The organism is Chryseobacterium sp. TQ-BC-N36, from assembly GCF_058382295.1.
Genome location: NZ_CM178175.1, coordinates 2,847,428 through 2,871,387, shown reverse-complemented (window position 1 = coordinate 2,871,387; position 23,960 = coordinate 2,847,428). Strand labels below are relative to the sequence as shown.

The following is a 23,960-nucleotide window of genomic DNA, read 5'->3' as shown; positions in this document are numbered from 1 at the left end:
TTTTAATGTTACTCTACGCTTGCGGTTTGTACCTGGGTTGTTTTAATATCGGTACCTAATCTCTGCAGGTATGCAATCATTGCTACGATTTCTCTCTGCTCAAGCGGTATATAGGCTGATCCTTTTGCTGTTTTTTCCCTGGTCATCTGATCTTTTACGTCGGTAGCTTCAGCATAAATACGCTGTACAATTGCTTTTGACTGATTGTCTGCCCATTGGTTGGCAGAATCGATCTGTGCTTTTGTATAAGGAACATCGAAAGCATTTTTCATCAGTTTCATTTTATCCACCATTTGTGTTTTATCAAGTTTATTGGTAATTAACCATGGGAAACGTGGCATAATAGAGCCGGCAGATGTAATTCTTGGGTTATACATATGTTTGAAATGCCATGAATCAGGGTTTCTTCCACCTTCTCTGTGAAGATCCGGTCCTGTTCTTTTGGATCCCCATAAGAATGGTCTGTCGTATATAAACTCTCCTGCTTTTGAATATTGTCCGTTTTTCCCTTCAAACCTTACCACTTCATCACGGAATGGTCTGATCATCTGAGAGTGGCATGCATTGCATCCTTCACGGATATATAAGTCTCTACCTTCCAGTTCCAGAGGAGTATAAGGTTTCACGGCTGTAATGGTCGGAACACTTTGCTTTAGGGATAGCGTTGGAACAATTTCCACCAATCCACCAATGGCTACTGTGATGAAGGCTAATACAGAAAGGAGAGTAGGGGTTCTTTCCAGCCAAAGGTGTACGCCTTCACCTTCTTTTCTTGCACTTCCAATATTGGCCAGTGCCGGAGCTTCTGCCGGAACTTCTCTCTGGAATGAACCTGCTTTAATCGTTTTAATAACATTCACCACCATCAGAATGGCTCCTGAAATATAGAATAGTCCTCCTAAGAATCTCATTTTATAGTAAGGAATGACAGCGGTTACGGTATCCAGCCAGTTTTTCCATAACAGTGTTCCGTCCGGGTTGAACTGTTTCCACATCAATCCCTGTGTGAACCCGGAAATATACATAGGTACAGCGTAGAAAATAATTCCTAATGTCCCCAGCCAGAAATGCCAGTTGGCTAATTTTTTTGACCATAGCGGTGTTCTCCACATGATCGGGATCAGGTAATAAACAATTCCGAATGCCATAAAACCATTCCATCCGAGTGCACCAATATGCACGTGTCCGATTACCCAGTCGGTGTAGTGACCAATTTTATTTAATGATTTTGTTGCTAATAAAGGTCCTTCGAAAGTAGCCATTCCATAACAGGTAACAGCAACTACAAAGAATTTAAGAATAGGATTTTCTCTTACTTTGTCCCATGCTCCTCTTAGAGTAAGAAGACCATTCAGCATTCCTCCCCATGATGGTGCAATAAGCATAATGGAGAATCCGGTTCCTACAGCTTGAGCCCATGCCGGCAAAGCTGTATACTGAAGGTGGTGAGGCCCGGCCCAAAGGTATACAAAGATCAGCGACCAGAAGTGAATAATGGATAATTTGTATGAGAATACCGGTCGCTGAGCTGCTTTTGGCATAAAATAATACATCAGACCTAATACAGGAGTAGTTAATACGAATGCTACCGCATTATGTCCGTACCACCATTGTACTAATGCATCTTTTACGCCGGCATATACAGAATACGATTTCCAGCTTGTGAAAGATAACGGAACTTCGAGGTTATTGAAGATATGAAGCATCGCTACAGCGATCCAGGTTGCCATATAGAACCATATTGCTACATATAAATGTCTCACTCTTCTTTTAGCAATAGTTCCGAACATGTTGATTCCGAAAATGATCCATGAGAATGCAATTAAGATGTCAATAGGCCATTCATGTTCGGCATATTCTTTAGAAGTATTGATTCCCATAAGGAATGTAATCACTACACTTACAATCATCAGCTGCCATGACCAGAAGTGAATCCAGGAAAGGGTATCACTATACATCCTGGTTTTAAGAAGTCTCTGCATACTGTAGTAAGCACCACAGAAAAAGGAGTTACATACGAAGGCAAAAATTACGGCACTGGTATGAAGCATTCTGATTCTTCCGAATCCCATAGCTCCCTGTGTATTGATCAGTCCCTGAATATTACCCGAAGCCAGGCTTTTAATAGTCGTATCATCCGTACCGAATAAAAATTCAGGCAATTCAGGATAAAAAAGCATCAATGCAGCTGTAAGCCCCAGCAGAAATCCTACAAGTCCGAATGCGATAGTCGCATAGAGGAATGCTCTGACAATGGTATTGTCATAATTAAATTTTTGCGTCTCCATAAATTCCAATAGTGTTTACCGAAGTGATATTTTCTCTGAAAAAGGTTTATTTTTTTATCCCTTTTTATAGGTTAAAAGTAAATATCATGTAACGTGTATAATGTTTTGCCAAAGGTATTTATTAACTTTGTTGAAGGCTAATAGATAATCTTCTAAAATATACCGAAAACTACTAAAACAGAAACGATGAAAGTATGTGGGCAAAATATCAGGAAAATACGTAGGAGCAAAGATCTTACGCAGGAGTACATGGCCTTTGAAATGGGAATTTCCCAAAAGGCTTATTCCGATATTGAAAATTCCAAAGTGAAGATCAACCTGGAGATACTGACTAAAATATCTGATATTTTAGACATCAAACCGTCAGATATCTGTAGTATTTCGCATAAATGCGGGACTGATGGGTTTGAAGATAAATATCAAAGTCTTTTGGAGTACATGAAAGAGAATAATATATCAATTCCAAAAGAATTTTTGTAATAATTCCTGTTCTATTAAATTTATTATCATAAACAATGATCTCCCCGGACAGAGGGAGATCATATTTTTTTGCGAACAAAAAAGACTGTGTTTCTAGTATGCCTGATGATCATGGCGTTGATGAGGGAACAAATATTGGTTTTTCAAATGTATTATAATCGATGCATTAACAATAAATAATTATGTAGAAAAAAATTCACATAATTGTGGATAAATGTTTACAATAGATTTAATTTTCTATGATATATTTGTCTTAAAATGTAATGCTGTCCCACTGAATGAAGTTTATCTCCTTTATTTCACTTTTATTTTTTCTATGTATCAGCGGGCAAAGTTATACTACCCAATGGTATAATATGGACAATGGACTGCCTCAAAACAGTATCAAAGACATTGTAAAGGATAAATATGGTTTTATCTGGCTGTCTATGGAAGGCAGGATCCTGAGATATGACGGAAGTAACTTCGTACAGTATAATAATTTTAAACTTAAGAATTTAAGCTTTGGAGATTTCTATGGAAATATAAAAAAAGACAGTATTTCCGTTTTTAATATTTCTGAGAAGAAAGTTCTGCTGATTTCCCGAAGGCATCCGGAAATTATAGCGGCCAATAATACGTTTGAGTACGGAGGAGCTTTCAAAGGTAAGATCTATAAAAGAATTGTAAGAAATACCATTACTGCAAGGTATATTTCTTATTATATCAATTCATACTATGTTCAGCTGGATGAGGGATCATACTATTTTGAAGATGACAATATTATTTACGTTGATAAAAAAAGCAGGAAAAGGACTCTCGTTGCTGCCGGGTTTTCTTGTGACCGTTTAAAAAGAATGTTTGCCTATGGTGAGTATGTATTCATCAGTGATCCGGTCAGAAAGAAAATAATCCGATTGTACAAAGGAACATTATCAGAGATAGAAGCTCCTTCTCTCTATACAGATCCTGAAACCAGAATGTACTGGCAGCAAATCTCCGGACAGGTATTTATAATTCGCCAGGGTAAAATATACAGGAGCGAATTCTCAGGAGGTCAGTTAAAACTCTCTTTTCTATTAGAGTATAAGGATATTGATAAAGATCTTTCCGGTGCTATGTTTTATGATGAGACTGTCCGAAAGCTCTATATCGGGAGTTCTATTAATGGACTGAAGATTCTGAGTTTATCGGATTTTTCGGTTTCCAGGAAAAATTTGCCCTACCAGGATGAGGTTTGCTATGCTGCAGTTGCCTATGGAGACAGCTCTGTTTTGACACAGGAGGGAATAAAGTATTCCCGTAATACTTCAGAGAGAGTGTTTGGGGCGCCTCAGTCTTATGATAAGAGGTATATATTTGAAGATAATACAGGAAATCTTGTGTACAGGGAAAATAATTCTATTCATGTAAGATATAAAAATACCGGATTTACAAAATACGATTCTATTTCCTTTAAAGGTAAAGAGATTGATGGAGTTTACAAAAACGGAGGTCTTTATAGTGCATCCATCGTCGATAGGAATCAGTTTTACCTGTATCTGTTTTATCATGATAATTTTAAGCGAATTGAAAAGATTATTCCCTGTGGAGATAATATAGATGTTGTTTTCAGGTATAATAAAGATCTTCTGTATCTGGGAAGCGGCGGAGGAATTTATGTATATTCTTTTTCCCGGAACAAAGTGATAAAGCAGGTTGGAAAGGGTCTTCCTGTAAAACAGATGACCAGAACAAAGGATGGAAATATTTGGTTTACCACTTACAACAGTGGAATTTACTTAATAAAAGATCAGAAAGCAGTCAGAGTTCCCCCTGATAAAAATAATTTTCTGGCGAATGCACATTACCTGCTGGAAGATCAGCATTCCAATATATGGATCTCTTCTGACAACGGATTGTTTAGGATTCATAAAAATGATCTCCTGCAGTATATGACAACACCGCAGGGCGCTATCACTTATTATCGGTATACTAAAAAACATGGCCTTTTAAATAATGAATTCAACGGAAGTGAAAACCCTTGTGCCCATCAACTGAAGGACGGCCAATTTGTATTTCCGTCCATGGAAGGATTTGTGTTCTTTAATCCCGAAAATATCAGAACTTATTATCCGGGCAGGAAAGATATTTATTTGGAAAGAGCAAGGGTAAAAGGGAAAATGACTCAGATGAAAGATAAGCTCTTTCTGGAATGCGGATACAAAAATGCTGAGCTTTATATAGATATTCCCTACTATTCCGATCTGGAAAATATCTATTTGCAGGCTAAACTTGATAATGAAGATAGTTCGTGGGTCAATATCAGGAGTGATAAAACATTCCGGTTTTCGGGTATAGAACCGGGGAATTACAATCTTATTGTTCGTTTTTTGTCTTCTGAAACCGGGAAATTCGTTTATAAAACCCTTCCGGTAGAAGTTGAGGCTTATTTTTATCAGACGGTGTTCTTTAAAATTCTGATCGTTGGTATTATCATTTTCATCATTCTGGTAATCGTACAGGTAAGGACCAATTTTTTAAGGTTGAAAAATAAAGTGCTGAAAAACACCCTGGATCATAAAGACAAAGAACTGCTGGAAACGAATAATAAACTTAAAAATGAATCCGACTATCAAAAAAAACTGGTAGAAAGCATCAGTCATGATATTACAACACCTGTAAAGTTTATAGCACTCCTTTCACAGGAACTTAATGAGTCTGAAGATCCGAAAACACAGAAAAAATATTTCGACAGTATTTATAAAACCTCAGAGCAGCTCTATAAATTTACATTAAGCCTTAAAGAGTATACGGAATTGTATAAACAGGAAAATACAGAAAGCGAAGAATATTCCATCTATGATCTTATTGAAACTAAAAGATTGTTGTTTGAAGAAATAGCAGCTCAGAAAAATACATTTATATCTAATTTTTGTGATCATCAACTGAAGACCAGGCTCAATAGAAATATTCTCCTTGCAGTTTTTCATAATATCATTGATAATGCAGTGAAAAATACTTCAGACGGAGAAATTATTATCACATCAGCCTCTGCAGAATCCTATATGGAAGTCAGTATTGCGGATACCGGTACCGGAATGTCTAGTGAACAGATGACCTATTATTCCGGACTGTTCAGGAAAAAAGAGAATGAACATATGATTTTTAAAAATTACGGGTTAGGCCTTCATATGGTTGCACAGTTGGTAAGGAAGATAAATTCCGAAATGACTTTTCATAAAAATACTCCACAAGGAACCCTCATTAAAATCCTTATTAAAATATGACAAAAAAAATACTTATTGCCGATGACCATCATGTGGTGCGGATCGGAACTGCTATGATCCTAGAGAAAAACTTTAATCATTTCGAAGTAGATTTTGCCGAAACGTATGACGAGGTAAAACAGAAAATTGAATCTGAAAAATATGATCTGATTATTCTTGATATTGAACTTCCCGGAAGTATTCTGAAATCAATGGTCAAAGAAATTAAAGCCATTTCTCCGGAAACTTTTATTCTGATATTTACTTCCTATAAAGAGAATATTGCACTGCAATATATTGAAGAAGGGGCCAACGGCTTTCTTAATAAACAAAGTGACCCTGAAAATTTTGTCAAAGCTGTTGAAGCAATCTTTAGAGATGGCTATTATTACACTACCGGGATTATAAACGAAATTTTGAAAGGGAACCAAAAGAAAAAGGCAATTGAAAATTTATCAGAAAGAGAACTGCAGGTTTTTAATCTTTTGGCCAAAGGAAACGGTAATCTTGAAATCGCAAATGCCCTTAATATCGAAGAATCTACCGTGGGAACCTACAAAAGAAGAGTCTATCAGAAATTAAAAATTTCCAATCTTGTTGAACTGCTGGAAATCTATAGTGAAATTCATTAAAACAAGCTTCCTGAAGTCATAATATCACTACCGTTTTGTGGAAAAATCCGTACAGAATCTGTTCTTCAAATATTCATTTTTAGCCGTAGGTTAGTGTCTCAATAATTTTTAAAAACAATTTCAATGAAAAAGATTTATGTTATGGTTTTAGGGTTTTTTGTGAACTTTGCCGTTGCACAGGTTGGGGTGAATACTCCAAATCCCCAGGGAATGTTTCATTTGGATGGGAAAAAAAATAATGAAGCATCAGGTCCCGTGAGTCCTGCCAACCAGGCCGATGATGTAGTAATGACTGCTGATGGTCATATAGGTATTGGGAATAACAATCCGGCTGCAAGCTTGGATATCAAGACAGCAGGGACGTTGGCTGCGCCGGTATCAGGAATAAAAATTGCAGATGGAGCACAAAATGAAAATTATGTTCTGACTTCTGATGTGAATGGCAACGGTCTATGGAAACCCGTGAGGCTTACCGTTGTAAGAGGGACCAATGGTCCGGGAGTAGATATTCCTTTTATATTTACTAATGGATTCAGTTATACAGGTTCTTATATCGATTTGCCTCCCGGGAAATGGCTGGTCACTGTTCAGCAACTTATTATTCCTGCAGGAGCTGTATTAATCAGTGATCAGTGGATGTGGCTGAGAACGAGCTTTTCAGATCAGGCCGGTATTGTACCGGGAGATGTAGCTGATATTTCTGGTGATATTTCCCAGGCTCCGGTCCTTGTGAGCGGACTCATTCAGGGACCAACAGCTCCAACACTTACACGATTTTCTATTATTCAGGGAAGTCTGGTGATCAACAATTCATCAGGTGCTGTAAAAAGATACAAATACATAGCAGGAAATAATGTAATCGGAGGTGCACAGACAACGGCTACTTACTTCCAGGGATTTGGAGGAAACTTTTCCGAAAATATCATTTATGCAGTGCCTACAAACTAAATGACAATTATAAGGATTAAGGCTTTATAAAGAAAGATCAATGATTTTATATTAGTGTTCAGATAAACCTTAGCAAATTGCTGAGGTTTTTTCTGGTCTGTTCCATTACCTATTGCCAATTTCCCCGATGGAATATGAATTCCTCTGAAAAGTTTTTATATATTTAGCGACCGAATAATTCATTCAATGAACAACGAAAATAATACAGGACAAAACGAGAATTTAGTTAGAGGATTAACAAATCGACACATACAATTAATTGCCCTTGGAGGTGCCATAGGAACAGGGTTATTCCTGGGAATCGGACCAGCTGCAGTACTGGCTGGACCATCCGTAATTTTAGGCTATGCTTTAGCAGGTATTATTGCCTTTTTTATTATGCGGCAGCTGGGTGAAATGGTAGTTCAGGAACCCGTTTCTGGAAGTTTCAGCTATTTTGCGTATAAATATTGGGGAAATTTCCCCGGATTTGCTTCCGGATGGAACTACTGGATTCTCTATATTCTTGTAAGTATGGCAGAGCTCACGGCAATCGGACATTATATTCACTTCTGGTGGCCGGAAATACCGCTCTGGGTTTCCAGTTTATTTTTCTTTGTGGTAATCAATGCGCTTAATCTTGCTTCTGTAAAGGTATACGGAGAAACAGAATTCTGGTTTTCCATTATTAAAGTAGTGGCTATTATTGCGATGATTATTTTCGGAATATACCTTTTAATAAGCGGTACAGGAGGAGAAAAAGCAAGCATTACCAATCTGTGGAATGACGGAGGATTTTTCCCAAAAGGATTATTTAATAAAACAGAAAGCGGATATTCAGGACTATTTGCAGCAATGGCCATGATCATGTTCTCTTTCGGAGGACTGGAGCTGATTGGTATTACGGCTGCAGAAGCAAAGAATCCGGAAAAAACAATTCCGCAGGCAACCAATCAGGTAATCTACAGAATCCTTATTTTCTACGTAGGTGCTTTGGTGATCCTGTTTTCATTAAGCCCATGGAGAGATATTACAGAAGGATCCAGCCCGTTTGTCATGGTATTTCAAAATCTGAACGGACTTGAATTCAGCCTTTTTGGTAAAGTGATTCAGTTCAATACACTGATTGCCAATGTACTCAACCTGATCGTTCTGACAGCTGCTTTGTCAGTGTATAACAGCAGTGTTTACAGCAACAGCAGAATGCTTTTCGGATTGGCTCAGCAGGGGAATGCTCCGAAATTTTTAAAAAAGCTGAATAAAAATGCAGTTCCGATCAACGCAATCATTGTTTCTTCTTGCTTTGCAGGGATCTGTATCATCATCAATAAACTGGTTCCGGAAAAAGCTTTTGAATATTTAATGGCTTTGGTGGTATCTACATTGATCATCAACTGGCTGATGATATGCTACACTCATTTAAAGTTTAAAAAAACAATAAGCAAAGAAGGAGTTCATTCAAAATTTCCATCTATTTTTTATCCGATCTCTAACTATATCTGCATTGCATTTCTGGTTTTGATTTTAGGGTTAATGAGTATTACAGGAATGGAAATACAGGTGATTCTGATTCCGATATGGATTGGTTTTTTGTTCGCGATGTATAAATTATACAAACCGAGTTAAGTATTTAAAACAAACTTACATATGTTTTAAAAAGGTGAAAATCATTTGATTTTCACCTTTTTTTGATTCCTTTCTTATCTCAAGAAGAATTTCTGTCTGTAAAAACAATTCAGGGATATCTCATATGTTTTCGGTTATTTTTCGTACATTAGTAAGAGGTTATATTTCAAATTCAGGTGAGAATTATAATCTGTTTGAAATTCCTGCGGATAAGCCGAAAACCGTTTCAAAAAGTAGGCAGAACCAAAAAAGACACCTATGGCCAATTTATTTCAAACCCTTACCAACACCGTAAAACATTGGTATATCCCATTAATCTTCGGAATACTGTTTCTGATCTGTGGTTTTTACGTATTCAGTGTACCGCTCGCAACGTATGTTACCCTTTCTGTTCTTTTCAGTGTTTCATTCTTATTTTCAGGGATTACTGAAGTATTCTTTTCCTTACAAAACAGCAAATCCTTACAGGGGTGGGGCTGGTTTCTTGTAAGCGGATTATTAACAACCGCAATAGGAGTTTATCTTATCGCAAATCCGCAGATTTCAATGACGGTGCTCCCTTTTGTGATCGGATTTACTTTACTGTTCCGTTCCTTTCAGTTACTGGGTTTTGCTTTTGACCTGAAAAGCATGAGAATTATGAGCTGGGGAAATGTAGCCCTTGCCAGTGCAGGGGGTATTATATTTTCCCTGTTACTGATATTCAATCCGGTTTTTACGGGAATTTCACTAGTGACACTTACCGGCGTTTCTTTTATTTTTATGGGAATCGCTTCCATTATGCTGGCTCTTGATTTAAGAAAAGTCAAAAAGATTCCTGGAAAAGTAAGTCAGGAATTAAGAGACAGGATCAGATCTATACAGGAAGAAATTGATGATCTTAAAAAATAATGTGCTATTGAATATAAATAACAAAGACCTTACTAAGAGGTCTTTTTTTTGCAAAATAAAAATATGTCAAAGCTCCAGAATCCATTTCTGAAGTTCAGTATTTGAGGGGAGTTTGAGTTTTTTCTTAAGTCTGTATCTTTTTGTTTCGATTCCCCGCAAACTGATGTTTTCATACTGGCAGATTTCTTTATTGGTGAGGTTTAATCTGATATAGGCACTGAATTTTATATCATGCTCTGTAAGTTCTGGTGTATGTGTAATTAATTTTTCATAGAATTCAGGATAGACTTCTTTAAAACGTGTCAGAAATAAAGGACTTCTGTTCTCCATCAATTGGATGATCTCTTCAAAAGAGTCGTTTACTTTTAATTTAAGAACATCCGTTTCCATGATCTTTTTCTCAATAATTTTATCTTTTTTGAGTTCCTTTTTGATATAGATCTTTCGTATGAAATAGAATAATATTAAAAATACAGCTATAATAGCCAGAGCTATCACATAAAATGTTTTTCTTTCTTTTTCTTTTTCCTCATGTTTTAACTCAATGAGCTTATTGACAGCAAGATTTATAGCTTCTTTTTCGTTTTTATTGATATTATCATTAAGAACAGTATATTTTCTTAGATATTCATTGGATTTGTCAATTTCATTCAAAGACTTATATACACTTGAAAGCGTATCATATATCGTCAGTAAGGAAGTTGGAGTATTTTCCGTTTTTTGAAAGATATCAAGTGACTGCAGATAATATTCTAATGCTTTTTTTTTATCTCCTTTCACATTATAGAGATCTCCATAGCTGAACAATGCAGTTGCTTTTTCAACATCAGATGCATCATCCGAAAGGTCCATGGCTTTATTCATATAATATTCAGCAGAATCTAAATGAGTTTTTTTCGCAATAAACTGATCTGCTGTTCGTGTATAGGAAGTTATATCAGGCTTTACACCCATTATTTTCTTCTTTATAGCCAGCAAAGAGTCAAGGTTTTTATCTTTAGGCAGGTTCTGCTGTTTCCATGAATAGTTGTAATCCTGAGCAAATTCTCTCTGCTTAAGATCAGAAATTTTCTTTATATAAGTTTTTGCCTGGTCAAAGGCTGCATTAGATTGTTCATAAAGTCCCAGACGTGTATAGGTTCTTCCGTATTCATTATATAAATTGGCATTTAGAAAAGGATCATTACTACGGAGCAGCTCTTTTTTAGCCTTGTCAAGATATTCCAGACTTTCCTTGTTTCTGCCAAGTCCGTTTAATAAACTTGCTATATTGGTATATGCCATAATAATCCCTTTAGTATCATTATTTTCTTCATATTGTTTAATAGCATTAATATTAAATTGTAAAGCTCCTTTTGCGTCTAATTTCTTCCTGTATTCTAATGTTGTTTTTATAGGTTCAGGTTGAAAAGAAAAATCCTGAGCGTTATAAAATATGGAGATAAAAAAGAAAATCAGATAAAGTGTTTTAATTCTAAAATTGGGGAACATATTTTTTAAAATTATTAAGACAAAAATAACTTTTTTATGAATATGTTTAAAAAAATTAAGCGATTACCAATACTTTTTAATTGAGCAATATCATAAATGTATACTTCAAAAATACTTCATGAAAAATATAAAGTATTGTTTTTTAATTCATTGTATTGTGAAGTATGTTTGGTGTAATGATACGGGGATATAATATTGATACATTTACTACGAAATATTTTTTTCATTCTACAGTGTTTGTGTTTATGGGCAGGGGTATTCTTAATCCCTGCCTTTTCAATGGATAGAATCATTGAAGCCTTAGAATACTTATAATTTCCTTCTATATCCTCTGGATTGTGTCCACCAAAAATTAATAATTCACTTTTTTTGCTTACTTCAAAGTTACTTCATTTAATATTTAACTAACTGATATTTAATGTTTTATTAATTGAAGTGTCTTTGATGTAGAATTTTTTTTATTTGCAGACAGTAAGTTTGCATCATCTAATTCGAACGTTGAAAAATTTCAGGGCCGGCCATATTTTTCAGTACGATTCTAAATACACAAGAAAAAAAAAATTAAACATCAAACCTATTTTAAAACGTAAACAAATGAAAAAAATAATCATTTCATCAGGAGTGCTTTTCTCCCATTTAGTTTTCTCTCAGGTGGGTATAAATACTCCAAATCCTCAAGGTTCTTTTCATGTAGACGGAGCAAAAGATAACGTTTCAACAGGAGTGCCAACTATAGCTCAACAGTCTAATGATTTTACAGTGCTCAGTAACGGAAATGTCGGAGTAGGAACAGTAATCCCTACTAATAAGCTTGATATCCGCTCTACAACCAATGGTGCCCTGAAAATTGTTGATGGAACGCAGGGAAATGCCAAAGTTCTGACATCCGATGCGAATGGTGTGGCAACATGGAAAGACCTTCCTGTATCTGCAAATACGAATATTTATAATTCAAACGGAACACTTACAGGAAGCCGTACAGTAGCTCAGGGAACCAACTCTTTAGCCTTTACAAGTACTGCTACTGCAGGGACCAATCACTTTTCAGTGGATGGGAGTACATTTTCAGTAGATGCATTTACCAATAGAGTGGGTATAGGGACAACAACTCCCAGGAATATGCTGGATTTAGGAACTGGTAACGGAAAGAAACTGGCATTATGGAACAGCACTGCAGGAGATGATTTTTACGGACTAGGAAATGCAGCCAATGTTTTACAATTATTTGCAGGTGCTCCTGAAGCAGGAGATCCATTAATGACTTTAAATAAAAATGGTAGAGTAGGAATTGGTACGACAGCTCCCACAAATGTACTGGATGTTCGTTCTGCAACCAGCGGTGCATTAAAAATTGTAGATGGAACACAGGGAGCCAATAAAATATTAACCTCAGATGCCAACGGTGTGGCAACATGGCAGAGAGCTGCGTCTAATGTTGCAGTAGGAACATTGGGCGGAGGATATGATGTTCCCTTTTCTCAATTTTCTGATTATAGATATACAGGCTCTTCCATTGCTTTACCTCCGGGAAGATGGATGGTTACCATTTCATTATTATTAATACCTCAGGGAACAATTACAGCAAGTGACTGGATGTTTGTAAGAAGTACTTTTTCAGAAGCAAATCTTACAACCATTGGACAAACCGGCACTCAGTCAGCAGATGTCATAAGGCCTACTTTAATGAGTTTTCAATTGGAAGGACCATTTAATGGTGGACAAAAATATAGTGTTGCTACGGGTACAGTACAAATTAATAATACATCCGGGACAACCAAAACATATAGATATATTGTAGGAAATACTCAGGCTAGTGGTACTGTGACGGGGGCCGGATTAGGTAAAGTGGGAGGAGTATGGTCTGAAAATGCGATTTATGCAGTTGCAGTTAATTAATAAAAGAAGAAGTATATCAGATTCAAGATATTTTACTTTTTATTGATCAGAAGGCATACAGTGCAATTATGCCATAGACTACTTTTTTTCAAAAACAGCTTGAAAAAAAGTAGTTTTTATTTGTCTTACTGTTTTTCCTGAGCAGAATAGACAAAAAGAATGTGACCCTATAAAAAAACAGAATATCAGATGAAAAGAAATATAGGATTATCAGATACAATATTTTGTATTAGCACCATCGCAATGCTTATATTTTTAGTTCCCCTGGTAGCGTCAATATTTTTTAATGCCAGTGAATCTTTGCTTTGTATTTCAATTTTTTTAATTCTTATTGAAATAGAATTTCTTTTTCTTGGCTTCATCCCGATTTGGAAACTGATAATTCTATTAATGAGAAATACCACGGATGGGCAAATTAGGTCCTCTTATTTTTTAGTAGCTCTTCCTTTTTTTCTCATAGGAGAGGGTGTGACAATATGGTCTGCATCAAATTTTTGCCAGGAAATAGCTACAGTTTTCTATGATTACAGTATTGGGATGTTTACACATTATCATCAAGGAAAAGTCCCGGGTTGGACCACCTATAAGATGACCACTGATCGTGCAGAATTTACAGCTGAGATGATTTTGAGGTGCTTTTTCGCAGGATTATGGGGATTTTTATTGGAGTTTGGAATATTGATGATAACAGTAGCATTCGCTTTTATTATAAGAACAGATTTCCGAAAAATTTGAAAGCAGCATAAATTATAAAATCTTGAGTAAAACAAATAATGGCTGCAATATAGATTATTGAAAAACCAGAACTATGTTGTGAATATTAATTGTATTATATGTTATTTATGATAATTTAATATTACAATCACTTTAAAGGTGTAAATTTGATTAGTATATAAGTTTATTTGAATTAAAAATTTAAAGGCTTATTAAGCAAATACTCAAATTACACCATTTAAATCTTAAAAAATGAAAAAAAACTTAATCACTTTGACAATGGTATTCTTTTCTATCATTGTTTTATCACAGGTAGGGATAAGTACCTCTAATCCTCAAGGTGCGTTTCATGTTGATGGAGCCAAAGATAATCCGGCAACAGGTCTTCCAACAGATGCTCAGCAAGCCAATGATCTCACAGTAACCTCCGCCGGAAGAGTAGGTATTGGCAATATCGCACCATCATCGAATCTTCACATAACCAATAGAGGAACAGCTACCGGGATTGGTGGTGGTGAAGCTACCAATACAGGATTACTGATAGAAAATCCTATAGCCAATAGTTCCATATTATCGATCTTGAGAACTACAGGCACTACAGGAATAAAACAGGCGGTAATGGGAATAAATCCCAATTTTAATGGAAATAACGGGGTATTTATTATTTCCCGGGCCCCTGGTGGAAGTGATCTGGCAATAGATTTAACCTTAGGTAATATAGGTATTGCTACCAATACTCCAACCAATACTTTAGACGTTGCAGGAAGTACCAGAATAAGAACCATGGATGTGGCGGCCGGTGCTACCCTTATAACACCGGTATATTCAGATACAAATGGTGTTCTGAATAAAGCTGTTACTAATGTATACGGAACAGTTATTAACAATACCGTGAATGTAACAGCAGGAGCTACAGCTGCTTTGATTACGGGAATTCCAAATGCAGGAGTATATAAAGCGGCAGTTTCTGTTGGGAATGCCTGCGGAAGAACTACAATTGCCGAATATTATGTAACCAGCAATGCTTTTAATAATGCTTTTTCTATTAAGGGTATAGATGGTCTTCTCAATACAGATACTACTTCTAAAGGTCCTGTGTTTACAGAGGTAAACAGATTTACTACTTCAGTGGTGTGGTCTGGTGTACCCAATTGTGCAGGTGGAACGGGTTCAGCATTGAGTTATACGCTAACAATGCCTTCAGCAGATATAATCAATGTTACCAATAACGGAGATGTATCTTTAGATTACAGAATAATTCTTACAAGACTTTTTTAGTTTGAAAAAATTAATATAAAATAGGCTGCTTCATCATTGAGGCAGTCTTTTTCAAAAGTAAAAGATATGATAAAATTGATGAACAAACTATACGAAAATACTTGGCTATAAAAAATGCTGAGATATAAATCCTGATTTTCAATATTAGCATCTGGCCTTAAAAAATATAGGCAATTCAAATTCTGGGACAAAAAACAAAAACCACCCTTAAAAAGGATGGTTTGTAGACCCACAGGGATTCGAACCCCAGATGACTGAACCAAAATCAGTAGTGTTACCGCTACACCATGGGTCTCTGTTTGTTTTAGTGGTGCAAATTTACAGCTTTTTTCTTTACTTACAAGAACTTTTTGAATTTTTTTTTAAATTTACTGTAGAATTTATTTACGGAAAACATGCTGATAGACTTCAAGGATCTCAATATTAATAAATTATCATTCCATACGGAATTTGAAAAAAAAGTGAAAACTTTTTTAGAAGAATGGTTTTCAGAAAAAACAGAGGTAAGTGTCCAGACTTCAGGCTCAACGGGAGTTCCCAAAATTTTTGATATTGAGAAAAAGAAAATGATTAACTCAGCAGTGATGACCTGTAATTTTTTGGGGTTAAAAGAAGGAGATGTCGGATTGCTTTGTCTTCCTGTAGAATATATCTCAGGAAAAATGATGATCGTCCGTTCAATAGAAAGAAAATTAAAGCTAAGAGTTGTTGACCCCTCTTTAAAACCAATGGAACATCTGGAAGAAGAAATAGATTTTTGTGCTATGACCCCGCTTCAGGTAGAAAATTCCCTGGATCAGCTTCATCTGATTAAAAATCTGATTATCGGAGGTGCAGCTGTTTCAGAAAGCCTGAAAAACAAAATTCTGCACATGAATCTTAGCAATTCCAACCGCATTTTTGAAACCTATGGAATGTCTGAAACCCTTTCCCATATTGGATTAAAACAACTGATGCCAAATCAGGAAGATTATTTCACAGTTTTTGAAAATGTAACCATTTCTTTGGACGATAGGGGATGTCTTAAAATTTTTGCCCCTAATGTAAATGCTGAAGAACTGCAGACCAATGATTTAGTCGATATTAAGAATGAAAAGCAATTTAAATTTCTAGGAAGAATTGATAATGTGATCAATTCAGGTGGAGCAAAAATTTTCCCTGAGGCTCTGGAGGCCCTGGTAAAAAAAGTTCTCCCGAACGAAGCGGTATTTATGGGGCTGCCGGATGAGAGTTTGGGTCAGAAATTGATATTGATTATTGAAGGAAAGGAATCTGATGAGATTAAAAGAAAAATTTCAGAAATCCCGTTTGAGAAAAATTTCCACAGACCAAAAGAAATTATTTTCATCAATGAAATCCCACGAACACCTAATGGGAAAATAAACAGGCTGGAACTGTATAAATGTATAAATCCCTAACGTAGGCTATTGGCCATATATCCAAATACTAAAAAAATGAAAGACTTTTCAAAAGAACTCACTTTCAAAACGTCCCGCAGCAGTGGAGCAGGAGGACAGAATGTCAATAAAGTGGAAACTGCTGTAACTGTACTTTGGAAAGTGGATTCTTCAGATTTTTTTAATGAAGATGAAAAAATATTGATTCAGAATAAACTGAAAAACAGAATGAATGCAGATGGCTTTTTATTCCTGACAGTTTCTGAAAGCAGAACCCAGCTGATGAATAAAAATAAAGCCATTGAAAAAATAACTGAAATCGTAAACAAAGCCCTCATTATTCCTAAAAAGAGAACCGCTACCAAGCCCTCAAAAGCCCAGAAACAAAAAAGGCTGGATAGTAAGAAAAAACTTTCTGATAAAAAGGAAAACAGACGATTCAGGTTTTAAGGTGTTTTTTCCGCGGAAAACCCTATTTTTGCCGGAAACTTTAAAACCATGATAAAAAAACTAATTCTATTGGGAACTATTTCGAGTTCTTTATTTTCTTTTGCACAGGAAAAAATAACCATCATACCAGCCGTAGGATATGCATGGAGAGTCGCTAAAACAGCACCTGAGCTTTCCATTGCAGAAAAAAATTACGTTAAAGGATTGAAAAACGGTATTCATTTTGAAATTGCTGCTTATTATAATGTGAAAAATATCGGAATTGGTGCTAAATTTTCCAATTACAATGCTTCCAGCAGTGGGGTATTGAGTGGATACAATATGAATGGACAGATGGTTACAGCTTCTGTAAGTACCAAAGACAATATTACATTCTTTGGCCCTTCCGTTATGTTCTCCAACTACACCCAATCTACGAAGCATAAAATTGTTGCTGATGTATCTCTAGGAGTGATTACCTATACTACAAAAACAGAAGCCGTAAAAGGGACGGGCTCCAACCTTGGCCTGGAACTGGGGGCAGCATATCAATATGCAGTTTCAAAAAACTTTATGATAGGTCCTAAGTTGGGAATTACTGCAGGAACTTTGAACAAGATAAAAGTGAACGGGCAGACAGTTGATCTTGGAAAGGATCAGAAAGAAGGACTGACAAGAGTTTCTTTGAGCGCAGCTGCTACATTCCGTTTTTAAATGCTATCTTTACGGGAATTATAAACATCTCATTAATAATGGCGGCAACAATTTCTTTATCAGCAGAAAGCAGACAATCAGGATTGTTGCTGTCATTACTTTATCTTCACACAGGTTCTTTTCTGAAAAGTTTCAAGGACTTTATCAATTAAGCCCTGTCAGGATCCAAGACAGGGAATTATTCCGGATTTTTATGTATAGTTTTTGCGGTTTTCTATAGAAGGGGGCTGTAATATGCCTGGATTCTACATTGGATCATCAAGGGATAACTGCATTTAAATTTTTTAAATTAAAGGAAATGTCCAATCATATTATTGTAACCACAGGAATTTATGATGCCATAAAAGATACACTCAGAAGAAAAAAAGTGAGCATCGAAGAAGAAAAAAGATTGACCGAAGAACTTAGAAAGGCAAAACAGGTGCTGAGAAGAGATCTTCCTCCAGACATTGTAACAGTGGGCAGAAAAGTAACATTAAAAGACCATACCCTGGATTTTGAACATGAATACATTTTCGTAGCCTCCACCAAAGAAAAGCTTAAAAAAAACAAACTTTCCATCCTGTCGGATATTGCACTTGCGGTAGTAGGATATAAAGTAGGAGATGTTATCAACTGGCCTTTCAGAGATGGAGAAAGAAAAATAGAAATCCTGAAAGTGGAAGCCTGGGAAGGATAATCCTTGCTGAATAATATTAAGTTGAATGATAGTGAAAGCGTAGCTTATTTAAGCTGCGCTTTTTTATAGAGTTAATGTCGGAAAACGCAAAGACGCAAGCTTTTTATATACTATGTGCTTAAGGCGCAAAGATTTTATCTCTGATATGAAGCTATATACTTACCCTTGATGAACATCTTTGATTTTCTTGCGCCTGAGATACCCGCAATGTTTGGGAGCTCTTTACATGTTTGAGTTTCCCGATAGAACAGCTTTAGTATTTAACAAATGATAAAAAAAGACTCCTGTATCATACTTTCTTCAAGTGCGTTGACGGCATTCCGTTTTTAAGTTTTATCTTTGCAAAAATTAAAAAAATGAGCAAACCAATTTCTGAATTTATAGAGAAATATTACCTGCACTTCAATGCAGCTGCATTGGTGGATGCATCTAAAGGGTATGTTGCCCATCTTAAAGATGGCGGGAAAATGATGATCACTTTAGCTGGAGCAATGTCTACTGCTGAATTGGGTAAAATTCTTGCAGAAATGATCCGTCAGGGAAAAGTGGATTTTATTTCTTGTACAGGGGCTAACCTTGAAGAAGATTTAATGAACCTTGTAGCTCACTCTCACTATGAAAGAGTTCCTCATTACAGAGATCTGACTGCTCAAGATGAGTGGGATCTTTTGGAAAGAGGTCTGAATAGAGTTACAGATACATGTATTCCTGAAGAAGAAGCATTCAGAAGATTACAGAAACATATTGTGGAGATCTGGAAAGATGCAGAAGCTAAAGGAGAAAGGTATTTCCCACACGAATTCATGTACAAAATGATCCTTTCAGGAGTACTGGAACAGTATTATGAAATCCCAAGAGAAAATTCATGGATGATCGCTGCTGCAGAAGCAAACTTACCAATCGTGGTTCCGGGATGGGAAGATTCTACAATGGGTAACATCTTCGCTTCTTACTGTATCAAAGGAGAGCTTAAACCTACTACAATGAAATCAGGTATTGAATATATGACTTACCTTGCTGACTGGTATACAAAAAACTCAGGCGGAAAAGGAGTTGGATTCTTCCAGATTGGTGGAGGTATTGCCGGAGATTTCCCCATCTGTGTAGTACCCATGTTGTATCAGGATATGGAAATGCATGATATTCCTTTCTGGTCTTATTTCTGCCAGATCTCTGACTCTACAACATCATACGGTTCTTATTCAGGAGCTGTTCCAAATGAGAAAATCACTTGGGGTAAACTGGATATTACGACACCTAAATTTATCGTTGAAAGTGATGCAACGATCTGTGCACCATTGATGTTCTCTTATATCTTAGAAAACGCTTAAGAATATACATCTCAATAGAGATTACCCTATCAGCGCTTCAATTCTCTGGAGCGCTTTTTTATTTTAGGATTTGGAAGCAGATTGGTTTTGAAAAAATAAAACTGTTTAAACCATTGAGAGAAATGGAGGCTGTAAGAATAATTAAGTTTCATCTTTGATGAAAATAAGATATGCAGCTAAATAAAAATAACTTAGCGATGCCCCTTAATACTCTTTAAAGCTTAAATAATCTTAACGGGTTAAAAAATGGTCCAATTTTATTGGAGATAAGATCCTTGCGTTCTTCAAAAACATAAAAACATTTATGAAAATCTGCCTGATCTCTGGGTCATAAAAATCAATCCAAAGAATTCACCAGCACAAAATATCTATATGCGAGAATTCCCTTCTCAATCTTAGTCAGATGATTGGGGTCTTTATTACTCAGTTTCGGAAGAACTTGTTTATTGATGGCATTCAGCAGCCTGAAAAATGATTTTTTCATATCTTTATCTTTTAATGAAACATCATTGAGCATAACACAGTTCAAAAATGATGCAAAAAAGAGAGTAAACAGATCATATGGATGAAATTTTCAAACAACAGGTATATGAAATAGCAAGGCTTATCCCCAAAGGAAGAGTGTCTACGTATGGTGCCATAGCAAAAGCTGTCGGCTATCCTAACCATTCCAGACATGTAGGGAAAGCAATGGGAGGATGTCCTGAAGATGTTCCTGCCCACCGCGTGATTTCAAGTTCAGGAGTATTATCTGTGCCGGAATTTCAGCCTAAGCTGGAAGCAGAAGGTATCACTGTGGAAAATCTTAGAATAAAAAATTTCAAAAAGCTGTTCTGGGATCCGCTGACAGAATTATGATTTGGGTGAAAATTTAATAACGAAGATTTTTTTAAGCAAAGTTTTCCTGTGCATCCGGTATATTTTTTAAGGGAGTAAAGCTGGAATCAATTTAATTCTTTCTAAGCGAACATATAATCACAAAGCTTCGTCAACGACAGGTTCGTAGTCCTTGACCTCTTAAAATACACCAATTGAATCCTTAAATGTTTTGCATCTGAAAAACACTCTGATCTGATTATAATAAAAAATGCCACCCTATAAACTAATAGGAGTGACATTAATATCTTTTTACAGTTTGTTTCAAACTGTATTATTTTTCTCTTTTTGGAAGACCTTTCAATTCCTCTTTAAGTCTTTCATTCTCTTCTCTCAATAGAGTAATATAGTTTTGTAGATTTTCTATGATGGCTCCCGGAATATTATCGTAATTATTCTGCGTGGTAATTACTCCTGCAGAATAGGATCTGTCATTAAATACAGGATGATCATTATTGATAACTATTGTAGCTTCCTCATCTTCGTAAATCTCTTCCAATGGGACATCCAGAAAATGAGCAATTTTGTCCCATTCATCTTTTACAATTCTTACATCACCGCTTTCTTTTCTGCTGTAATTAGATACATCTGTTGCGATAAAGTCAGCTACCTGCTGTTGAGTATAGCCTTTCTGTTTTCTGACGAGACGTAATTTTTCTTTTTGCATGACCTACATTTTATACAAAAATGGCAAAAAAGCATAATCTATACAACAGAAAACAGAAAAAATATGCTCATAATACTTAACAATTAAATAGATAAGCAGGAAAACATCATAATATTAATGTTTCTTGTAGTATTGTTGAATATTTTCAATGTTATAGGCTTGCCTAAAAGTTGACCACCAAAATCTATAAAAGCTTTACAATTAAACACTTTAGTGAACATAAGCAAGTTCAAAATAATTTAGTGTAAAAGTGCATATTAATAGAAAATTTTTTAATTCTCAAACGTTTAAATATTTTTCTTACCCATATGATATTACAGGGTAAAACCTTAAATGGACAACATCTTTTATGACTTTTGTGTTAAAAAAAATAAAAAAGACTGCTTCAAAATGAAACAGTCTTTCGTGTATTATTTTTCAAGTTGCTTATAGCTTTTCTGTATAAAATCTGTAAGATCTTTTCCTTTCAGTAAGTTTTGGGAAAGCTTGGCAAGATCCAGAGCATATTTGATCAAATTCTCTTTCTCTTCAGCATTCTCAGTTTTTAAGATCTGATTAGAGAGTTCACTGTTCGAGTTTACCACAAGATTGTACATCTCAGGGAAACCTCCCATTCCGAACATGCCACCTCCGCCTGTAGCCTGCATTTCCTTCATTCTTCTCATGAATTCGGGCTGGGTAATGGTAAACGGAGCATCATTGCTGTCAAGATCTTCAAGCTGCACTGTAAACTTAGAATCCTGAATAGCTTCTTCTACATTCTTTTTCAAAGCCTCTTTTTCCGTTTCATTTAGTTTTGAAATTACCGGTTCGTCTTTTTTGATCAGATTGTTTACATGATCTGCATCTACTCTCGCAAATGAGATGTTTTCCTTTGAAGTTTCCAGTTTCTGAATAACATGTGAAATAATCGGTGAATCCAATAAAAGAACTTCATATCCTTTATCCTTCGCTGACTGGATATAGCTGTGTTGTTCATCGGCATTGGTAGCATACAATACAATCAGTTTGCCATCCTTGTCAGTTTGCATGGGTTTGATTTTTTCAACCAATTCATCCCAAAGGAAGTACTTACCGTCTGTTGTAGGATATAAGGTGAATTTATCTGCTTTTTCAGCAAATTTCTCTTCTGTCACAATTCCGTACTCGATGACTACTTTAATATCATTCCATTTTTTCTCGTAATCTTCACGGTTTTCATTGATTAAAGAAGCCATTTTGTCGGCCACTTTTTTTGTGATATAAGAAGAAATTTTCTTCACAGCACCATCCGCCTGAAGATAAGAACGGGAAACGTTTAATGGAATATCCGGAGAATCAATGACTCCTCTCAGAAGCATCAGGAAGTCAGGAACAATTCCTTTTACTTCATCTGTTACGAATACCTGATTCTGATACAGTTGAATTTTATCCTTATCAATATTCAAATTGTTGCTCAGTTTGGGAAAGAACAGAATTCCTGTAAGATTGAAAGGATAATCAACATTCAGGTGGATGTTGAATAATGGTTCCTCAAACTGCATTGGATACAGCTCATGATAGAACTTCATGTAATCTTCATTGGTCAGTTCACTTGGAGCAATTGTCCATGCCGGTACCGGATTGTTGATGATATTATCTACTTCCTCTGTTTCAGCTACAGCATCCTCTGGAGCTCCTTCAGGTAAAGGAAGTGTATGTGTTTTAGTCCCGAATTTAATTGGAACAGGCATGAATTTGTTATACTTTAATAAAAGCTCACGGATTTTTCCTTCTTCTAAAAATTCTACAGAATCCTCAGCGATGTGAAGAATGATTTCCGTACCTCTGTCAGTTTTATCAGCAGTTTCTTCAAGGGTAAACTCAGGGCTTCCGTCACAGATCCAACGTACTGCCGGTTCATCTTTATAGGATTTTGTAAGAATTTCCACCTTTTCTGCCACCATGAATGCAGAGTAAAAACCAAGACCAAAATGTCCGATAATTCCGGCATCTTTCGCAGAATCTTTATATTTTTCCAAAAACTCTTCAGCTCCGGAGAAGGCAACCTGGTTGATATATTTTTCAACTTCTTCACCTGTCATTCCAATACCCTGATCAATGATATGTAAAGTTTTCTGGTCTTTATCAATCTTAACTTCAAGTTTTGGGTTCCCGTATTCCACTTTTGCTTCTCCGATGCTTGTTAAATGTTTTAATTTTAAAGTGGCATCAGTTGCATTGGAGATTAATTCTCTTAAGAATATTTCGTGGTCACTGTAAAGAAATTTTTTAATAAGCGGGAAAATATTTTCCACAGATACATTAATATTTCCTTTAGTCATCATATTTAGATTTTTAATTTTAAGATTCTTTCTCAAAAAAAATACCATGAAGAAGAATGTGACAGAATGGCATTTTTAAGCCTGAAACACACTCATCATCTAATTTGTCGGAGA

At 35.8% G+C, this 23,960-nt stretch carries 20 protein-coding genes and 1 tRNA gene; 15 read left to right on the top strand and 6 right to left on the bottom strand.

Features of this window, described 5'->3' with window-relative positions:
• Positions 1–8 precede the first annotated feature (8 nt).
• A complete protein-coding gene (ccoN, locus tag AC3FI7_RS12800) occupies positions 9–2,288 on the bottom strand; it encodes a cytochrome-c oxidase, cbb3-type subunit I (RefSeq protein ID WP_142723835.1) in 2,280 nt (759 codons plus the stop codon).
• A 186-nt stretch (positions 2,289–2,474) separates the two neighbouring features.
• Here ccoN and AC3FI7_RS12795 point away from each other — a divergent pair, with 186 nt between their 5' ends.
• The 6 genes from AC3FI7_RS12795 to AC3FI7_RS12770 all read left to right on the top strand — a co-directional run bounded on the left by AC3FI7_RS12795 (position 2,475) and on the right by AC3FI7_RS12770 (position 10,071).
• Complete coding sequence (locus AC3FI7_RS12795; RefSeq protein ID WP_142723836.1) at positions 2,475–2,768, top strand: helix-turn-helix domain-containing protein; 294 nt, start codon at positions 2,475–2,477, stop codon at positions 2,766–2,768.
• Between the two features lie 356 nt (positions 2,769–3,124).
• Positions 3,125–6,016: a sensor histidine kinase gene (locus tag AC3FI7_RS12790; protein ID WP_491460252.1), complete on the top strand. Its 2,892-nt coding sequence runs from the start codon at positions 3,125–3,127 to the stop codon at positions 6,014–6,016.
• Entirely contained in the window at positions 6,013–6,627 is a 615-nt protein-coding gene (locus AC3FI7_RS12785) for a response regulator transcription factor (protein ID WP_142723838.1), read from the top strand. The genes AC3FI7_RS12790 and AC3FI7_RS12785 overlap by 4 nt, the downstream gene beginning before the upstream one ends.
• 123 nt (positions 6,628–6,750) lie before the next feature.
• Entirely contained in the window at positions 6,751–7,575 is an 825-nt protein-coding gene (locus AC3FI7_RS12780; RefSeq protein ID WP_142723839.1) for a hypothetical protein, read from the top strand.
• Between the two features lie 186 nt (positions 7,576–7,761).
• On the top strand, positions 7,762–9,180 hold the full coding sequence (locus AC3FI7_RS12775) for an amino acid permease (protein ID WP_142723840.1): 1,419 nt from the start codon (positions 7,762–7,764) through the stop codon (positions 9,178–9,180).
• Between the two features lie 258 nt (positions 9,181–9,438).
• Entirely contained in the window at positions 9,439–10,071 is a 633-nt protein-coding gene (locus AC3FI7_RS12770) for an HdeD family acid-resistance protein (protein ID WP_142723841.1), read from the top strand.
• A 66-nt stretch (positions 10,072–10,137) separates the two neighbouring features.
• Here the strand turns inward: AC3FI7_RS12770 and AC3FI7_RS12765 are convergent, their stop codons facing one another.
• On the bottom strand, positions 10,138–11,562 hold the full coding sequence (locus tag AC3FI7_RS12765; protein ID WP_142723842.1) for a tetratricopeptide repeat protein: 1,425 nt from the start codon (positions 11,560–11,562) through the stop codon (positions 10,138–10,140).
• Between the two features lie 594 nt (positions 11,563–12,156).
• On the opposite strand from AC3FI7_RS12765, the gene AC3FI7_RS12760 reads away from it, so the two are divergent.
• From AC3FI7_RS12760 to AC3FI7_RS12750, 3 genes are all read left to right on the top strand, one after another.
• Positions 12,157–13,458 (top strand): hypothetical protein, encoded by a 1,302-nt coding sequence (locus AC3FI7_RS12760; RefSeq protein ID WP_343659775.1) that lies wholly within the window; start codon positions 12,157–12,159, stop codon positions 13,456–13,458.
• Between the two features lie 189 nt (positions 13,459–13,647).
• A complete protein-coding gene (locus tag AC3FI7_RS12755; protein WP_491460251.1) occupies positions 13,648–14,193 on the top strand; it encodes a hypothetical protein in 546 nt (181 codons plus the stop codon).
• A 231-nt stretch (positions 14,194–14,424) separates the two neighbouring features.
• Complete coding sequence (locus AC3FI7_RS12750) at positions 14,425–15,450, top strand: hypothetical protein (RefSeq protein ID WP_491460250.1); 1,026 nt, start codon at positions 14,425–14,427, stop codon at positions 15,448–15,450.
• A gap of 224 nt (positions 15,451–15,674) precedes the next feature.
• Here AC3FI7_RS12750 and AC3FI7_RS12745 read toward each other — a convergent pair.
• Positions 15,675–15,745: transfer RNA gene (locus AC3FI7_RS12745), tRNA-Gln, on the bottom strand.
• A 100-nt stretch (positions 15,746–15,845) separates the two neighbouring features.
• Between AC3FI7_RS12745 and AC3FI7_RS12740 the strand changes: the two genes are divergently transcribed.
• From AC3FI7_RS12740 to AC3FI7_RS12720, 5 genes are all read left to right on the top strand, one after another.
• Positions 15,846–16,868, top strand: coding sequence for an AMP-binding protein (locus AC3FI7_RS12740; RefSeq protein WP_491460249.1), 1,023 nt, complete (start codon positions 15,846–15,848; stop codon positions 16,866–16,868).
• 36 nt (positions 16,869–16,904) lie between these two features.
• A complete protein-coding gene (gene arfB, locus AC3FI7_RS12735; RefSeq protein ID WP_491460248.1) occupies positions 16,905–17,297 on the top strand; it encodes an alternative ribosome rescue aminoacyl-tRNA hydrolase ArfB in 393 nt (130 codons plus the stop codon).
• 48 nt (positions 17,298–17,345) lie between these two features.
• Positions 17,346–17,990 (top strand): hypothetical protein, encoded by a 645-nt coding sequence (locus tag AC3FI7_RS12730; RefSeq protein WP_142723848.1) that lies wholly within the window; start codon positions 17,346–17,348, stop codon positions 17,988–17,990.
• Between the two features lie 298 nt (positions 17,991–18,288).
• The gene (locus tag AC3FI7_RS12725; protein WP_142723849.1) at positions 18,289–18,669 is read left to right on the top strand and encodes a GreA/GreB family elongation factor; all 381 of its coding nucleotides are present in this window, start codon (positions 18,289–18,291) and stop codon (positions 18,667–18,669) included.
• Between the two features lie 356 nt (positions 18,670–19,025).
• Positions 19,026–20,000 carry a deoxyhypusine synthase family protein gene (locus AC3FI7_RS12720; RefSeq protein ID WP_142723850.1) on the top strand — a complete coding sequence of 325 codons (975 nt, stop codon included), beginning with the start codon at positions 19,026–19,028 and terminating at the stop codon, positions 19,998–20,000.
• A 337-nt stretch (positions 20,001–20,337) separates the two neighbouring features.
• Here the strand turns inward: AC3FI7_RS12720 and AC3FI7_RS12715 are convergent, their stop codons facing one another.
• Complete coding sequence (locus tag AC3FI7_RS12715) at positions 20,338–20,484, bottom strand: hypothetical protein (protein ID WP_172617030.1); 147 nt, start codon at positions 20,482–20,484, stop codon at positions 20,338–20,340.
• Positions 20,485–20,561: 77 nt separating this feature from the next.
• Between AC3FI7_RS12715 and AC3FI7_RS12710 the strand changes: the two genes are divergently transcribed.
• Entirely contained in the window at positions 20,562–20,858 is a 297-nt protein-coding gene (locus AC3FI7_RS12710) for an MGMT family protein (RefSeq protein WP_142723851.1), read from the top strand.
• A 292-nt stretch (positions 20,859–21,150) separates the two neighbouring features.
• On the opposite strand, the gene AC3FI7_RS12705 is transcribed toward AC3FI7_RS12710, so the two are convergent.
• Together AC3FI7_RS12705 and htpG are read right to left on the bottom strand one after the other, a co-directional pair.
• Positions 21,151–21,543: a helix-turn-helix transcriptional regulator gene (locus tag AC3FI7_RS12705; RefSeq protein ID WP_142723852.1), complete on the bottom strand. Its 393-nt coding sequence runs from the start codon at positions 21,541–21,543 to the stop codon at positions 21,151–21,153.
• A gap of 410 nt (positions 21,544–21,953) precedes the next feature.
• Positions 21,954–23,846, bottom strand: a complete 1,893-nt coding sequence (htpG, locus tag AC3FI7_RS12700; RefSeq protein WP_142723993.1) for a molecular chaperone HtpG — start codon at positions 23,844–23,846, stop codon at positions 21,954–21,956.
• Between the last annotated feature and the right edge of the window lie 114 nt (positions 23,847–23,960).